The organism is Streptosporangium sp. G12 (assembly GCF_052983175.1).
In genome coordinates, this window is sequence record NZ_JBRIQO010000032.1 from 90459 (window position 1) to 106005 (window position 15547).

The 15547-nt window shown below is 72.2% G+C and carries 11 protein-coding genes; 3 read left to right on the forward strand and 8 right to left on the reverse strand.

Annotated features, from left to right (window positions below):
* Nucleotide 1: 1 nt before the first annotated feature.
* The 6 genes from ACVCAG_RS38290 to ACVCAG_RS38315 all read right to left on the reverse strand — a co-directional run bounded on the left by ACVCAG_RS38290 (nucleotide 2) and on the right by ACVCAG_RS38315 (nucleotide 8038).
* On the reverse strand, nucleotides 2-2155 hold the full coding sequence (locus ACVCAG_RS38290; protein ID WP_447191322.1) for a hypothetical protein: 2154 nt from the start codon (nucleotides 2153-2155) through the stop codon (nucleotides 2-4).
* On the reverse strand, nucleotides 2152-4119 hold the full coding sequence (locus tag ACVCAG_RS38295; protein WP_440087881.1) for a hypothetical protein: 1968 nt from the start codon (nucleotides 4117-4119) through the stop codon (nucleotides 2152-2154). The genes ACVCAG_RS38290 and ACVCAG_RS38295 overlap by 4 nt, the downstream gene beginning before the upstream one ends.
* A 63-nt stretch (nucleotides 4120-4182) precedes the next feature.
* On the reverse strand, nucleotides 4183-5313 hold the full coding sequence (locus tag ACVCAG_RS38300) for a hypothetical protein (RefSeq protein ID WP_440087882.1): 1131 nt from the start codon (nucleotides 5311-5313) through the stop codon (nucleotides 4183-4185).
* An 807-nt stretch (nucleotides 5314-6120) separates the two neighbouring features.
* Complete coding sequence (locus ACVCAG_RS38305) at nucleotides 6121-6354, reverse strand: hypothetical protein (RefSeq protein WP_440087883.1); 234 nt, start codon at nucleotides 6352-6354, stop codon at nucleotides 6121-6123.
* A complete protein-coding gene (locus ACVCAG_RS38310) occupies nucleotides 6341-6589 on the reverse strand; it encodes a DUF6400 family protein (RefSeq protein WP_440087884.1) in 249 nt (82 codons plus the stop codon). The genes ACVCAG_RS38305 and ACVCAG_RS38310 overlap by 14 nt, the downstream gene beginning before the upstream one ends.
* A gap of 318 nt (nucleotides 6590-6907) precedes the next feature.
* The gene (locus ACVCAG_RS38315) at nucleotides 6908-8038 is read right to left on the reverse strand and encodes a DUF418 domain-containing protein (protein WP_440087885.1); all 1131 of its coding nucleotides are present in this window, start codon (nucleotides 8036-8038) and stop codon (nucleotides 6908-6910) included.
* 321 nt (nucleotides 8039-8359) lie between these two features.
* Here ACVCAG_RS38315 and ACVCAG_RS38320 point away from each other — a divergent pair, with 321 nt between their 5' ends.
* Both ACVCAG_RS38320 and ACVCAG_RS38325 read left to right on the forward strand, forming a co-directional pair.
* Nucleotides 8360-8590, forward strand: coding sequence for a hypothetical protein (locus tag ACVCAG_RS38320; RefSeq protein WP_440070578.1), 231 nt, complete (start codon nucleotides 8360-8362; stop codon nucleotides 8588-8590).
* 132 nt (nucleotides 8591-8722) lie between these two features.
* Entirely contained in the window at nucleotides 8723-11098 is a 2376-nt protein-coding gene (locus tag ACVCAG_RS38325; protein WP_440087886.1) for a polysaccharide lyase 8 family protein, read from the forward strand.
* 172 nt (nucleotides 11099-11270) lie between these two features.
* Here ACVCAG_RS38325 and ACVCAG_RS38330 read toward each other — a convergent pair whose 3' ends face one another.
* Both ACVCAG_RS38330 and ACVCAG_RS38335 read right to left on the reverse strand, forming a co-directional pair.
* Nucleotides 11271-12890 (reverse strand): pectate lyase family protein, encoded by a 1620-nt coding sequence (locus tag ACVCAG_RS38330; protein WP_440087887.1) that lies wholly within the window; start codon nucleotides 12888-12890, stop codon nucleotides 11271-11273.
* Nucleotides 12891-13363: 473 nt separating this feature from the next.
* Nucleotides 13364-13933: a dihydrofolate reductase family protein gene (locus tag ACVCAG_RS38335; protein WP_440087888.1), complete on the reverse strand. Its 570-nt coding sequence runs from the start codon at nucleotides 13931-13933 to the stop codon at nucleotides 13364-13366.
* 237 nt (nucleotides 13934-14170) lie between these two features.
* Between ACVCAG_RS38335 and ACVCAG_RS38340 the strand changes: the two genes are divergently transcribed.
* Nucleotides 14171-15028, forward strand: coding sequence for a 3-methyladenine DNA glycosylase (locus ACVCAG_RS38340; protein ID WP_440087889.1), 858 nt, complete (start codon nucleotides 14171-14173; stop codon nucleotides 15026-15028).
* The last annotated feature ends 519 nt before the right edge of the window (nucleotides 15029-15547 follow it).

Sequence of the window (15547 nt, forward strand, 5' to 3'; positions counted from 1 at the left end):
GTCAGCAGGTCCGCCAGCGCACCGTCGTGCTGACCGAGTCGTCGAGGCCGTGAACGGTCATCGGGGCGGTGACCGAGGCGGGGGCGCCGCACCAGTTGCGGACCCGGTGGGCGCGCAGGTTGATCACCTGCGTGACCCCTTCCCGCAGCGTGCCGCTGGAAGGGGTCACCGCCAGGCCGGGAGCCGATATCCGCCATTTCAGCGGCTCTCCCGAGATGGTGAGGACCATGCTTCCCAGGCCGAACTCGTCCAGCGTCACCACGGGCGGGACCCGCAGGCGCGAGGCGAGCCCGTCCTGCCGCGCCGGCGCGCCGGCCGTGGGAGGCGGAGACCGGGTGGCCTGGCTGGTGGACGCCTGCAGCGAGCTCGCGGGCTCCTCGGACTCGATCGCGGGGCCGAGCAGGTTCATCCCGGTCAGGGTGCCCGCCGCGCCCGCCACGACGATGATGACGAGCTTGATCGTGGTGTTCCTGATCCGGGCGCCCGCCCAGCTGAGCGCCTCCAGCACGCGGATCCCCATCTCGATCCGCTCCTCGTCGGGGCGGTCGTCGGGTTCGGTGTGGAAGCGCAGCGCGGGAACCTGGGCGTCGTCGCGCAGCCCGGTCTCGCGGTTGCGCACCCCGATCTCGCGTGTCGCGGCGTCGCGTACGCCGGTCTCGCGTACACCGGTCTCGCGTCTCGCGATCTCGCGTGTCGCGGTGTCGCGCATCTCGACGGAGGCCTGCCCGGCGATGACGACGGGTTCGGGCTTGACGACGGGTTCGGGAGCGGGCGGCGCCTGCCTGGGGATGGTGCCGGTGAGCTCCTCGCTCTGGGCGAGGACCTCGCGCGCCCACGCCTGGGTGAGCAGGGCGTCGTAGAGCGGGGTGTCGTGCCCGGGTACGGGTGGCGCGGACGGCGGGCGGGCCGGCCGGGTCCTGCGAGGCGGCAGGGCGGGCAGCGGGGGCAGTCCCGAGGGGTTGGCGGGATCGGAGGAGCCCGTCGCGGGCCCGTCTCCCGGTGCCGTGACCGGTGACGCCGCACCCGGCGCCGTACTCGACGGCGTCGCGGCCGGTGGCTTCGCGGACGGCTTCGAGGCCACCGGCGGGTAGGGAGGCATGCGGACCCTGGGCGTGGGCGTGGACGCCGCCGCGGCCGACGGTGGCGGGGAGGCGGGCGAGGCGGGCGAGGCGGGAGACCGGTGCCCGGGTGGGGCGATGGACCGGTGCCCGGGTGGGGCGGGGGTCCGGCCCCCCGGCGGGGGCGCGGGAAGGACCGGGGACCGCCCCCCGCCCGGAGGAGCGGACAGGAGAGGAGACCCGTCCCGGGCCGGACGCGCGGGCGGGATCACCTCGGGGGCCGCCTCGGGGGCCGCCTCGGGGGCCGCCTCCGCGGACGCCTCGGCGGAGACCTCGGGAGGCAGCGCGTCCGTGAGCCGCTGCCGCTCCTCCGCGGAGAGCGGCGCGACCGGGGGATGGGAGATCATCTGCGGCACCGTGTAGCGGATGTTGATCGGCCGCGTGCACACGGAACACCTGATCATGTGGGAGAGCAGGCGCGCCTGGGCGCTCTCCGGGTCGGCGGGAGGGGACGCCGCCCGCCCGCCCGCCGGGCCCTCGGGGAGACCGGCGGGGAAGACGCCGGGAAAGACGGTCTCCACCAGCGGGGCGAGCTCCGGGCAGGTACGCCGCCCGTGGGCGAGCGCGTCCAGCCCGCTCACCAGGGTCTCGATCAGGTCCTGGGTGCGGGTGGCGAGCCTGCCGACCTCGTCGACGGGCATCGCCAGCACATGGGAGAGGTCCTCCATGCCGAGCGCGTGGCGGTACGTCAGCCTGAGCGTCTCCGTGCCCAGGGGGTCGACGATCGTCCACACCCGCTCGATCAGCGAGGCGTCGGGCATGCCGGGCCCCGAACCCGGCACGTACCGCTCCCGGTACCCCGGAGAGGTGCGGCAGTCACGTCGCAGTGCGGCCAGCAGCCGCCCCCGGGCCGTGACGTCCCCGGGAGCGGCCTCGACCCGGCCGGCCGCCAGCGCGGCGACGACCGCCGCGCGCGCCCGGCCGGATTCGAGGTGGGAGGCGGCGTAGTCCATCAGGTGCGCGCCGTGCTCGCGCACCCAGGCCGCCCCCTGGCCGGGGCCGGGCGTGAGACGCCCGGTTCCGGTGGGTGTGCTCATCGGCCGTCGTACTCGACCGGGTCCGGCTCGACCTGGCCTTGGTCGGGCCGGCCCTGGTCGGACTGGGAGGGCGCGGTGTTCTCGCCCGGCCACTGCTCGGGGACGTCGTCTCCGCCGTCTCCGGGGTCTCTGGGGGCCACGGCGTCCTCGGGTCCCGGCTGGGCGGGGTCCAGCCCGCCCGTGTCCGGCTGCCAGGGCTCCTCCTCGCCGGGGACGCCCTGCCGCTGGTCGGGCCGTCCCTGGTCGGGCTGCGGGACGACGCTCTCGCTGGGGATCGGGCTGGGAAGCGGGACGGGCGGGGCATCGGTCACCACGAGCTCCAGGTTCCGCTGGGGCAGCCCGGTGAACTTGGTCCAGTTGCTGATCTGACCGGGTGCGGGCTCCGCGTAGAGCCAGCGGATGAAGGCGGGCCACAGGCACGAGTCGCGGGGGATCATCGCCTGGGCGCCCGGGGACGGGCTCGGGCCCTGGGACGCGCTGAGCGCCTGGATCTCCTCGGTGGTGTAGTTGCGGCACGGCGGGGTGCCGGGCGGGGCGATGTTGAGGTCCCACACGCCGTTCTCGTCCGTGTAGCGCATGCCCCTGTCCAGCCCGAGGGCCTCGTAGGCGCGCCGCAGGAGCTCGGGGTTCTCGAAGACCGGCAGCGAGACGCCGCCGTCCGGGCCGCCGCCGGGAAGCCGCGGGTCGGCCGGCATGAGCACGGTCCCGTCGGGACCCTGCGACGCGTTCTCACCGGGGCCGACGGACGGCTGCGGCTGGACGGGCCGGGACGGCCCGGCCGAGGGAAGTCTCCGCGACGGGCTGGGCGCCTGCGAGCGCTTCTGGCCACCGGGCGGCTGGGCCGGACCCTGGCCGCCGCGCGCGGTCGGTGCCACCGAGGCCGGCGGCGCCGAGGGCGCGTCGCCGGTCGGCCTGATCTCGGGAGGCGCCGTGGGGAGGATGATCTCGCCCGAGGGCACGAGCGGCCGGCCGGGGCCCGACCGGATCGCCGGCTTCAGGGTGCCCGTCGGCCGGGGGTTCCTGGCGTCGTCCCCGGGCTGCGGGGGCCTGACGTCACCGGTGGGCTGGGGCTGCTGCCTGTTCCCGCCGGTGGGCTGGGGCTGCGTGGGCTTGAGACCGCCGGTGGGCCGGGGCTGCTGCTGCCTGTCGCCGTTGGTCGCCGGAGGCTGCTGCCTGTCGCCGTTGGTGGCCGGGGGCTGCGACCGCCCGTTCCCCCCGTTGGGCTGCGACGGCCGCGACGGGCCCGAGGACCTCGTCCCGCCGGACTCGGGAGCCGGCTTGGGCGGCGGGACGAGCTCGATCTTCTTCTCCACGGGGCGCTGGATGACGCTGCCGCTCTCGTTCTCGCTCTCCGAGATGTTGCCGCTGATCTTCTTCGTCGGGGTCGGAGGCGGTGGAGGGGGAGGCTGGACGGGCTGGTTGTTCGCCGGCGGGGGCTGAGCGGGGGGTTGCACCGGCCCGGGGTTGGGAGCGGGCTGCACCGGTGCCGGATCGGGCTTGGGCGGCGGGTCGGCCTTCTTGGGCGTCGAGGGTTTCGTCGGCGCGGTCGTCTTGGGAGCCGAAGGCGGGGTCGGCGTGCTCTTGGGGTTTCCCGGCCGCTGAAGGGGCGCCACCGCGGCGGCTGCCACGCCCAGGACGGGGAGGGCGACACAGCCCTCCGCGGAGCCCCCGAGCGCGTGCCCGTCGGTGGTGGCGGTCAGGCAGACCCGCTGGTCCCCGGCGGCGGCGGCCCGCCTGGCACCGTCCGCGATCGTGCTGCCCGCGTCGGCGCCGGAGAGCGGGAGCGGCTGGTCGCCGCCGGGTGCCGCGCTCGACGTCCAGGCTCCCGCCTGGTCGTCGAGGAGGTACGTGCCCGCGGCCAGCCGCATCACCTGCCCTTCGCCGGGATCGGGGCGCATGGCGATGACGGTTCCCAGCCCGGCGCCGGCGCCGAAGACACCGATCGCGACACTCGCAGTGATCACCGTCGCGCGCGATGGCTTACGTGAGGGTGTCATTAGAATGTTCCTTTTCTTCCGGTGAAAACGTCAGTCGCCGTGGCTCTCCAGGACGTCGCTCCACTCGCCCAGCACGCGAGCGGGCTCGTTCGAGCCGGCGGGGGGGACATGTGTCACATACATGCGGCCGTATGTGGCGCTCACCGAGTGGGCGAAGGCCTTGTCGCGGGTGCGGACGGCGGCCGAGCCCTTCAGCTTGACCTTCGCCCCTTCCCGAACCGCCTCGCGGAGCTCGGTGGATCGGGCTCCGTACCAGACCAGAGCGCCCCCGTCACTGGTTCTGAGCGCGCGTACCGGTCCCTCAAGCCGGTACGACAGCGTGATCTTCCAGTCGGCCTGCTCAAGCCGGACGCGTTCCTGCTGCCAGAACAACGCGGCCTCGCTGGTCCACGGCCCCTCGTCGAACCGCGGGTCGACCTCGGCGTTCTCCAGGCTCGCCAGATGCGCGCGGGCGATCTGGCGAGGGGTCGAGCTCAGCCCGGTGGCGTTCTCCGGGAGGCTCGTCGCGTACCCCTCGCCGTCGGTCGCTATCTTGGGGAACCGCGCCGGGGTGGCGCGCGTGTCGGCGGCCGAGGCGACGAGCCGCCAGCCGCCGGGGGCCGAGCTCATCACGTCGACGATCCGCGCGACGCCGGGCTCGTACGAGACCGCCACGAACCAGTCGGCGGCGCCCTCGACATGACGCGGGATCCACACCTGGGGGTTGGGCCATATCCCCGTCGCGAGTGAGGTTCCCTGCATCTCGGCGGTCTTGAAACCCGCCCTCGTCATCTCCAGCGCGAGCCCGTGCTCCAGCTTCGCCATGGCCGCCTGGTCCTTCCTGGCCTGGGCCACCGACAACCCCCGCTGGTAGCGGCCGTGGATGCCGTACGCCTCCTTGGCGGTGAGCTGGGGCGAGCGGGATCCGGCCGGCGGGTCGGCGGGCGGCGGGGTGGTCCTGGTCTCGGTCCGTGGCCGCCTCGTGGGGGTGGCCTCGGGGCGGGGGGACGTGGCCGTGCCGCTTCCGGCGGGTTTCGGGGTCGATTTGGGAGTGGAGCGGGCGGGGGTCGGCGTCGGTGAAGGCGAGGAAGGAGCCTTCTCCCAGCCGGTGTCCGAAGGGTCGGGGGTGGGGTTCGCCGCCAGGGACGAACCGGAGGGTGCTCTGGTCGCGAGCCAGAACACCGCCACGGCGATGATCGCTAATACGGCCGTGAACAGAATAACCTTCCGCCAATCGAATGACAGGAGGCGTTCGGGATGCCAGTCGGATGCGTGTTCGGAATCGTGCCTAGAGGAACCACTGCCACGGCCAGAGGACCCAGCCTGTCCATCTGGGAAATCTGATGCACGCCATGACATAGGTCCAAATATTAGACTGACCGTGATCTATTTGGAAGGTAAAGGGCTCAGTAATTGCCACTTATGGTTATTGGATTATAAATAACACCTAAGTAGATATACGGCCCGTCCGAAACCGGCAATGCCCCCACCTGCTGCCATCCTGCGGGTGGACCGTGCCACCGGTTCTCTAGAGAAGTACGGCCTCACCGAGGTTTCGGATGATCCTTCACGTTTCTTGTTGAACTGCCATTTCCCTGACGCGGGCCGGGCGTTCGTCTCCTGTTCGGTTTTCCGGCGGTCGCCCGCGCCCTCGTCGCGCACAGGAAGATCGCGATACCGTTTCCCACTCCGGATTGGTGCAAGCCGTCATAGCAACTTGATATGTATGCGTTTCCTCTGTTTGGCGGTTCGGCTCCCGGCCCGCGTTCGGGTAATTGGAACCCCCGCTTTTCCAGGGGTGCGCGGACGGCGGCCTTCCGCCCTCGGGGAGCCGCCCGGCGGGACGTGCGGGCGCGCGATCGCCCGGGACGAGGACGAACGGGTACGCCGCCGTCCAGGGGCCGCGGGGCGTCCGAGGCGATCCCCGCCGGGACTCGTCCGGTCGGCGCCTTCGGCGGGCCGGCGCGCCCGGTCGGCGCCTTCGGGAAGTCAGTGGGGCGCGGCTCCGCCGCCCGCGCCGAAACCCGTCTCGTGGTTCCACAGGTGGGCGCATCCCGGGCACTGCAGGTGCAGCAGGCTTCCGGCGTTGCCCAGGAGGTAGCGCCAGTGCTCCCCGCAGTTGCGCCCGCCGAGGCAGTCGTCGCAGTCGCGGTGGTCCCGGCAGGAGGGACAGGGCACCCACGCCCTGCGCCCGAGGTCGGCGTGTGGATCAAGTGGCAGCACGGCCGGGCCTCCTCCGGGGGAGCACGCCGGCGGCCACGAGCATGTCGTAGGTCTCCTGCTGCCGCTCGTCGAGACCGGAGTAGAGGAGGTCGTACGCCTCCTCCTCGCCCCGCATGACCGCCACCGGGTCCCAGCCCGGCTCCAGCGCCGCGATGACCGCGGCGCGGCGGCGAGTCTCCTCAAGGGTGAGGTCGATCTCGAAGTCGGTGTGCGGGCTGGTGCCGTCCTGGTTCATCGCATGACTTTCCGGTCGGCCGGCGGGCGCGCCGGAGAGGGGGCCCGGAGAGAAGGCGGGGCCTCCGGGCGGTACCGGGGAGGGACTCGCCTCCGCCGGGGACGAGCCGCTCTTCGCGACCGGCCGTACGCGCCTTGGGAGGAAGCCCTTCATTGGGGAGATTTGTCCGCTACATACCTTATGCGGCTTTCGTCGTATTTCTGTGTGATGCGTGTTACAGGCAGCCGCCGGCCGGTACGCCCTCACCGCGCCTTTCCCCGCATCGCCGAGCCGTTCCCTGTGAACGGGCCGGGCCGCGTCCCGGACGACCCCTGGTCGTCATCTCCAGTTCGTCAGGCGGCGCAGACCGTACTCCACGGGACCGTAACGGTGGCCGCGCAGCCACCACGCGCTCAGCGCGAGCAGCGCCGCGTAGATCACGACGGCGATGCCCATCACCCCGAGGGGCGGGATCCGGCCCATCAAGCCCAGGCCGTAACCGGTGAAGACCAGGCAGAGCAGCACGGACTGGCCGACGTAGTTGGACGCCGCCATCCGGCCGGCGGGAGCGAGCACGCCCGCCACCGAGGGAAACCGCCTGATCAGGCGGAGCAGGGTGGCCACGTAGGCGGCGCCGAGAAGCACCGAGGTCGCGATGGTGAGCGCCACCGCCACCAGCTCCGCCGTGTTGCGCCGGCCGGAGGTCACCGCGTAGAACACTCCCGCGGGCAGGCCGAGGCCGAAGCCGATCCACTGAACCCTCGCGAGCAGGTGGGCCCACCGGTCCGGCTCTTCGAACAGCCGCGCCTTGCCGGCCGCCAGGCCGAGCAGGAACAGGGCCATCGCCATCGGCCCCTGCAGCAGCCAGATCATGATCGCTATCCGCGGGTACTGCGTCAGGTGCAGACTCAGGTAGTCGAGAGGACCGCCGGTGGTGGCGGCGAGGATCCGCGCGGCCTCCGCGGCCTCCGCGGTGTCCGTACCCGTGCCCGTGCCCGCGGCGGGTGCCCCGGGGAGGAGGACGGTCAGACCGGCCAGAAGCAGGAAGACGGCCGACGTCAGAGAGATGAGCACGATCGCGGCGATCGTGGCGGCCCGCGCGCCGATGTTCCGTGCCGCCAGCAGCACCAGGCCCAGCGCGGCGTACAGGGTGAGGATGTCACCCACCCACAGCAGCAGCCCGTGCAGCACGCCGATCACGAACAGGCCCAGGCATCTCCTGAGGGTCCTCGCCCTGACACTCGCCCCGGCGCGTTCCGCCGAGCGCATCTGCAGGGTGAAGGAGTAACCGAAGAGGAAGGAGAAGATGACGTAGAACTTCAGCTCGAGCAGGGCCTGCACGACGAACCGCACCGGCCCGTGCTCCCCGCCCCCGACCCCGCCCTCGCCGCCCATCGCCGCCAGCAGCCCGGGGTCGCCGAAGAACTCGATGTTCACGGCCAGGATGCCCGCGAGAGCGAATCCGCGCACCGCGTCGATCTCATGAATGCGTCGACCGTCCGGCACGCCGCCCTGAGCCATGCATCCGAGATTAGGAAGACGTTGCCGCCGGCACAATGACTTTTGGCACATGCGGTGCCGGCCGGATTCCCGGGGAGGAGGCCGGCGCCCGCGGAGAGGACGGACGGGAGCCCGCACGGCTCCCCGCCCCCGGGAGGCCGGACCCCCTTGATCGTTCCGGAGGCCGGGCCGGGCGACGGCGTGCGCCTGCGGGTATCGCCAGGTCAGGGGAGTGCGGTCGTCCCCGGGGGTATGGACGTCTCCGAGGAAGACCACGGCCCGGAGGCTGCCATGACCGCGTACACCCTGTCGATCGTCGAAGGCGACACCGATGACGTCTCGTCCGGCGACGACATCTTCTCGCCCGCCTCCCCGGTCGACTTCAGCCGGCTCGACCCGTACACCCTGCTGTGGCTGACCGAGCACGGCTACGAGGACGAGGGAAGGCGGGTCGTGGTCACCCCGGCGGGTCACGAGCCCGAGGGGGTCCGCGTGGTCGCCTCCCGCGACGTGGATCTCTGATCCCCGAGGACGGTCGCCGCTCCCGCCCGGCCGGGGAAGCCGGCCTCCCCGGCGGCCGCGGCGGGCCGGTCACACGGGAGCGATGCGGCGTGGTATCCGCGGTGAGGACGATTTCCACCTGACAATCTAGGCGTGAACCGACATTCCCGGAGATCGTTTCTTCAGCTCGGCGGTGTCGCCGCGACGGGGGCGCTGATCCCGGCGCATGTCGCGTATACGCAGACCGCGCAGGCGGAGGCGCACATCGGAACCGCACACCCGGAAACCACGCCGCGCACGCCGGCCGACCCCCTCGCCCCGCTGCGCCACCGGTGGCGGGACGTGACGGCGGGGTCGGGGTTCGACGCGACGGCCGAGCCGTACCGGACCCGGCTGGCGATGCTGGGGAGGAGGGCGGCCGGGTACCGGGACGCCATGGCGCCGGCCGACGCGTCGCTCTGGCCCGACCTGGCGTTCCCCTCGCTCGGCGCCACCCCGGCCCGGCTGCGGACCATGGCCCGCGCGTACGCCCTGCCGGGGACCGGCCTGACCGGCGACGCGAGCCTGGCCGCGGCCGTCGCGGGTGGCATCGACCACTACCGGCGGCGGGTGTACGCCGCGGACGCCGACGAGGTCGGCAACTGGTGGTACTGGCAGATCGGCACCCCCAGGAACCTCCTCGACGCGGCCCTGCTGATCGGCCCGCACCTGACGGAGCGGCAGAGCGGGGCGCTGCGGGAGGCGGTGGACCACTTCCTGCCCGAGTGCCGCCTGGACGACTACAGCGGGACCAGCACCGGGGCCAACCGGGTGGACCTGTGCGTGGTGACACTGCTGCGGGCGATCCTCGGCTCCGACCCGGCGAAGGCCGCGCTGGCCGTCTCCGCGCTCTCCCCGGTCTTCCCCCATGTCTCCGAGGGCGACGGGTTCTACCGGGACGGCTCCTTCGTCCAGCACACGACCGTCCCCTACCAGGGCACGTACGGAGCGACGCTGCTGTCCGGTCTCGCGACGCTGTTCGCGGTGTTGCGCGGCTCGCCGTGGGAGGTCACCGATCCGAACCGGCAGGTCGTCCTCGACAGCGTCGAGAGGACGTTCGCGCCGGTCGTCCACGACGGCTTCTGCATGGACCTGGTCAGCGGCCGGGCGATCGGCAGGCAGCCGTACGGCGACCACCGGAGGGGGCGCGCGATCGCCTCCGCGATCCTGCTGCTCGGGGAGACGGCCTCCGCCGCCGAGCGGTCCCGCTGGCAGGGCATGGTCAAGGGGTGGGCGCTGCGGGACACCCACCGGCCCATGCTCGACGCGGCCGAGGACGACGACCTGGGATTCCACGCCCGCCTCGCCGCGATCCTGGACGACGACGCCGTACCCGCGGCCGAGGAACCCGCCGGGCACCGGCTGCTGGCGATGAGCGCCCGCGCCGTGCACCGCGGGCCGGGCTGGTGCGCGGGCCTCAGCATGGCCTCCCACCGCGTCGGCCACTACGAGCACGGCAACGGCGAGAACCTCCGCGGCTGGCACACCGGCTCGGGGATGCTCTACTGGTGGGCCGGCGGCCACGGCGACCAGTACTCCGACTCCTTCTGGACCACCGTCGACCCCTACCGCCTGCCGGGCACGACCGTCTCCACCCGGCGGCTGGCCGACGGCGCCGGTGAGGCGTGGGGCGACACCTGCCCGCCGTGCCGCTGGGTGGGTGGCGCCACCGACGGCGTGTACGCGACGGCCGGCCAGCACCTGAACGGCTTCGAGAGCACCCTGGACGCCTTCAAGTCGTGGTTCTTCCTCGACGACGCGGTGGTCTGCCTCGGTGCCGGGATCACCGCCGAGGACGGCGTACCCGTCGAGACCATCGTGGACAACCGCAGGACCGGCGCGCTTCTCACCGTGGACGACGGGAAGGGCTGGGCGCACCTGGAGGGGCACGGCGGCTACGTCCTGCCCTGCGGCACCCGCCTGCGCACGCTGCGCGAGGAACGCGCCGGCGGACGGGACCCGGTGACCCGGAGCTACGTGACCCTCTGGCTCGACCACGGTGTCGATCCCGTCTCGGCGGGCTACGTCTACCTGCTGCTGCCGGGCGCGAGCCTCGCGGAGACCCGGGCCCGCGCCGCCGACCCCGGCTGGGCGCGCGTGCTCGCCAACACCGCCCGGCAGCAGGGTGTCCGGGTACCGTCACTCGGGATCACCGCCGTCAACTTCTGGAACGACGGAGCCGCCGGGGACCTCGCCGCCTCCGCCCCGTGCGCGGTCCTCGTCAGGGAGGGCGGCGACGGTACGGCCACGTTGACCGTGTCGGATCCCCGGCGCGACCTGGACGAGCTGACCGTCACCTGGAACCGGCCGGTGACCGAGGTGCTCCGCGGGCATCCCCTCCTGTCGGGCGCCACGACCGGCGCGGGCCTCACGCTCACCTTCGGACGTCTGGCGGGCCGGGGCGGCGGCTCGAACACGGTCACCGTACGCCTCGGCCAGGTCCTGTTCCGCGGCGGGGACGCGGGAGGCGGGTCGCGCCCCCGCCGGTGAACGTCACGAGTTCGACGCCGGCCGGTGGGAGGCGGAAGGAGCGACGCCTCCCACCGGCGTTCCGGCGGAGATTTCCAGCACGCCACACGGGACGGGGGCCGGGTCCCGGCGGGCGACGGAGTGAGCCGCCCGCCGGAACCCGGCCCAGGGGTTTTCCAGGGACTCCGGGAGATCAGCCGCCGATCTTGCCGACCCCGGCCCCCGCGCTGACGATCGCCTTCACGGAGTTCGGGTCGTCCAAGGTGTAGCCGTAATACGAGCTCGCCTCCTGCACGCTGCCGCTGCACTCGGGCGGGCCGGAGTCGTCGAGCACGTTGTTCCGCGCGACGCACCTGCCGGCGGTGCCGGCGTAGGTGTTCGTCGCCGGGACCTCGACCCGCTCGAAGTAGTTGCCCTCGATCAGGCACCCGGCGTTCAGCTGGCAGGCCACCCCGACGTCGGTGTTGTAGACGTAGTAGTTGTTGAACACGTGCACCGGCTCGCCGAACCGCACCCGCGGGTTGCGCTGCGGGGTCTGGTTGAACCAGTTGTGGTGATAGCTCACCTTCAGCCGTCCGACGTCCTGTGCGCTGTTGCCGTCGTCGTGGCCGAGCAGCATGTTCTTGGTGTGGTCGTGCGTGTGGTTCCACGACACGGTGACGTACGACGAGCCGCGCTTGATGTCGATGAGCCCGTCGTACCCGTCGGCCAGGTCGTTGTGGTCGATCCAGACGTGGTGGGAGAACATCTGCACGTTGATCGAGTCGTCGCTGGCGTTCCGGAACGACAGGTTGCGGATGATGACGTTGTTCACGGCGTTCGCGGGCGGCGAGGTGACCGAGTTGTCGAGGGGGAGGCCGATGTTGAGGCCGCCGCCGCTGATGCCGCCGGTGGAGCCGATGCCCACGATCGACTTGTTCGAGGTGACGTTGTGCATACCGGCCGGAACCGTGATCATCCCGCGTACGCAGATGTTCAGGGGCCCGCTCTGGCCGATGGCGGAGATCAGCTCGCTCGCGGTGTCGACCTCGACGGTCGGCCCGCCCGCCCCGCCCGTGGTCCCGTTACGGCCCCAGGCGTTCACCGAGGCGAACCCGACGGGCGTCCCCGAGGTGGGGCAGGAGCCCGGGGGCGGTGACACGGTGGGGGTGACCGTGGGCGTGACCGGCGGCTCGCTCGGCCCGCCGACGTCGGTCACCTGCACGTCGTCGAACGACGCGCTCGCGTAGTAACCGGCGAGGCCCACTTTGCCGGAGGAGAAGGTGGAGTCCGTCGCCGACACGACCTCCACGTTGTTCACGAAGCCGCGCAGCGTCGTGCCGAACGCCTCGAGCCTGAGGGTGTACCAGGTGCCCGGGGTCACCGTCGCCGCGGCCGAGCCGAGGGTCGTGGGGGCGCCGCCGGTCCGCTTGCCCAGGACGACCGAGCCCGAGTTGCTCAGCCCGAGGAAGTAGTAGTTGCTGGTGCTCTGCGCCCTGGCCAGCACCGCGACGTACCGCCCGCCGCCGTTGAACGCGATCGGCTTCACCCGCGCCTGCACCGCCTGGCCCGACCAGCCGGTACCGGCCACCGTCCTGGCGTCCGCGCCGGTGCCGGACTGCCGGTACACCTGGGAGCCGTCGGCCACCACCGACCAGCTTCCCCCGGACTTCGACCAGCCGTTGGAGTTGCCGTCCTCGAAGTTGTCGCCGAACAACGACGCGGCGAGCGCGCTGGGCATCGCCACGAGCACCAGCGCCCCGATCACCGCGAGAGCGAGCGTCGTCGCGAGCGCGGTGAACGGCGAGCCGCCGAGCCCTTTCCTTCTTCGCACCGTGGAACCTCCAAGTTCCGTCAGTACCGACCGGCCGTGCTCCCGGTCCGGTCGGCCATGGCCTCGCGCCGGGACCGGACCGGCGACGCGAGCGTGCCGCGTTCCGCGGTCACGCGCCGACGTCGCCGGGGTCCCGGCGAACGATGTCCGTCGGGCGGCGTGCGAGCCCGCCCACGATCCCCTGGCTGGGGACTGTGGGCATGGCTGACCTGCGGCGGAGTACGCCGAGCAGACCCGTCACGACGCTCTGGGACGAAGGGTGGGAAAGCGCTATCCAACTCTTTTCGCACTTTTACGCCCGGAGAAAGGTGCAGTCAAGCGCCCAGTTCGTTCGGAGACCCCGAGGACCCGGTCCTCCGCCCGGCCGGAACGCCGTTCTCCCAGGTGGGAACCCGTCGAGGCCGGTCCGGAGGCGACGCGAAAGTTCTCCCGCGAACGCGCGGGGATTTTCCCGCGTCCGCGCCGGGCGGCGATCACCCCCGCGCGTCCGCGCGCCGGTGCCGGAGCAGCACAACCTGGGAGTCGAACGTCCGCGACTCGACGAGTTCGAGACCGACCCGGTGGCTCTGCTCCTGGAAGAGCGGCTTGCCGCCGCCCAGGATCACAGGGTGGACGAAGACCCGGTACTCGTCGATCACGCCGTGCTCGGTGAGGTGGGAGGCCAGCACGGACCCGCCGAACAGCAGCAGCGTGGCGCCGGACTCCTTGAGCGCGGTCAGCTCCTCGACGACGTTCTCGGAGATCACCCGGGTGTTCCAGCCGGCCTTCTCCACCGTGCGGGAGACCACGATCTTGGACGCCTCACGCCATACCGGGGCGAAGGCCAGGTCATGCTCGTGCGTCGTGTGCTGCTCGGCCTGCGGCCAGAAGTCCGACATCATCTCCCACACCACACGTCCGTAGAGGAAAACCGTGTCGCCGCCGGTCAGCTCCCGCGAGTAGGCGGACAGCTCCGGACTCATCCGCGGCCAGTCGAACTCGCCGTTCGGCCCCTCGATGAAACCGTCAAGGGACTGGTGTACGAAGTGGATGAGCTCGCCCATGATGACGTCCCGTCTCTATGGATCTCTCGCGCTCTCGGAGCGCGCTGTCACCCGGGAGTCGGAGCCCTCGCCGGGTTCTCGACATTCGCCGACGGCTCTCTCACCTCCTCCCGCCCGGCGACGGCCTTTCCTCATCCGGCGACGGCCCTCCGAGGGCGGCGGGACCGAGGCGATCCTCCGGGAGCGGGCGTGCGGGCCGCCCGCCGGGCACCACCGGCCCGCGCGTACCATTCAGCGGTGGAGGTTCTGGAACCGGAGGAGTGGCGGGCGCGGGCGGAGGCCCACCGGCGCCGGGTCGAGGTGTGGGCGGAGCCGCACCTGGCGCGCAGGGCGCGGGGCGAGGCCCACCCCATCGAGGACTTCCTGTTCACCTACTACGGGCACCGGCCGGCGCGGCTGCGGAAGTGGCATCCGGGGGCCGGAGTGACCTTGAAAGGGGCGCGCGACTTCGGCCGCGACTACCTCGACACTCCGGAGGGGGCCACGCTCGACACCGCGGCGCTGTTGGACAGGCGCGGGTCCTCCATCGAGTGGATCATGCGGTTGCTGGCCGCCACCGCGGCACGGCCGGGATATTTCGGCTGCTTCGGCCTGCACGAGTGGGCGATGGTCTACAAGGCCGAGGAGGTGCGGCACGAGGCCTGGCCGCTGCGGCTCAGCGGGGAGGAGATCGCGGAGGTCGTGGAGCAGCGGGGGGTGCGATGCGGCCATTTCGACGCGTTCCGCTTCTTCACCCCCGAGGCGCGCCCGCTCAACGTGCTGCAGCCGACGCGGGAGCGGCAGCCGGAGCTGGAACAGCCGGGTTGCCTGCACGCCAACATGGACCTGTACAAGTGGGCGTACAAGCTGTCACCGCTGGTGAGCGGTGAGCTGGTCGCCGACTGCTTCACGCTGGCCCGCGACATCCGTGCCGTGGACATGCGAGCCAGCCCGTACGACCTGAGCTCGCTCGGTCAACGGGCGATCCGGATCGAGACGCCCGAGGGGCGGGCCGAGTACGCCGCCGAGCAGCGGGGGTTCGCCGAGCGGGCGAGGCCGCTGCGGCAGCGCCTGCTCGACTCCTGTGAACGGCTGCTCGCCGGCACCCGCTCCTGACCCGCCTCTCCCGATCCGCTGTGAGGCGGCGGGTGCCGTCAGGGCTCCGGCGCCCGGGACGCTGAGAGTGCGTTCGGCCGAGCACGGCCCATCCGGTGCCGTCGGGATCCCCACCCCCTGATCGGTGCGGGCACGGTGCTGAAACTTACATCGGGCATGGCTCGCCCCGGTGCGATGATCCCGCAAGGTTTCAGGAGGCAGGGACAAAGGTTGGGACATGTGCCGGGTTTGCGTGCCCCGATAGGTCAACCGAAAGTTTCTGGGCGACCTTGACGTATTTCGGGGAGGTTTCCACACTGAGTCCCCAAGGCGTCCTCCTACGGCCGGGCCGGTGGTACGCAGCAGGGCCGTCGTCTGCGACGCCCCGGTGGTGTGCCTCCCCGGCAATGGGCGCGGCGTCGAGTTCGCGGGGCCGTCCCCCGCGTTCCCGCTTTCCCGTGACGCAGTTATGGAGGCTCAGGCATGGGCACAAACGCCATACCCCCGCCCGGCACCCGGCGACCTCTCGGCGGCCTTCGC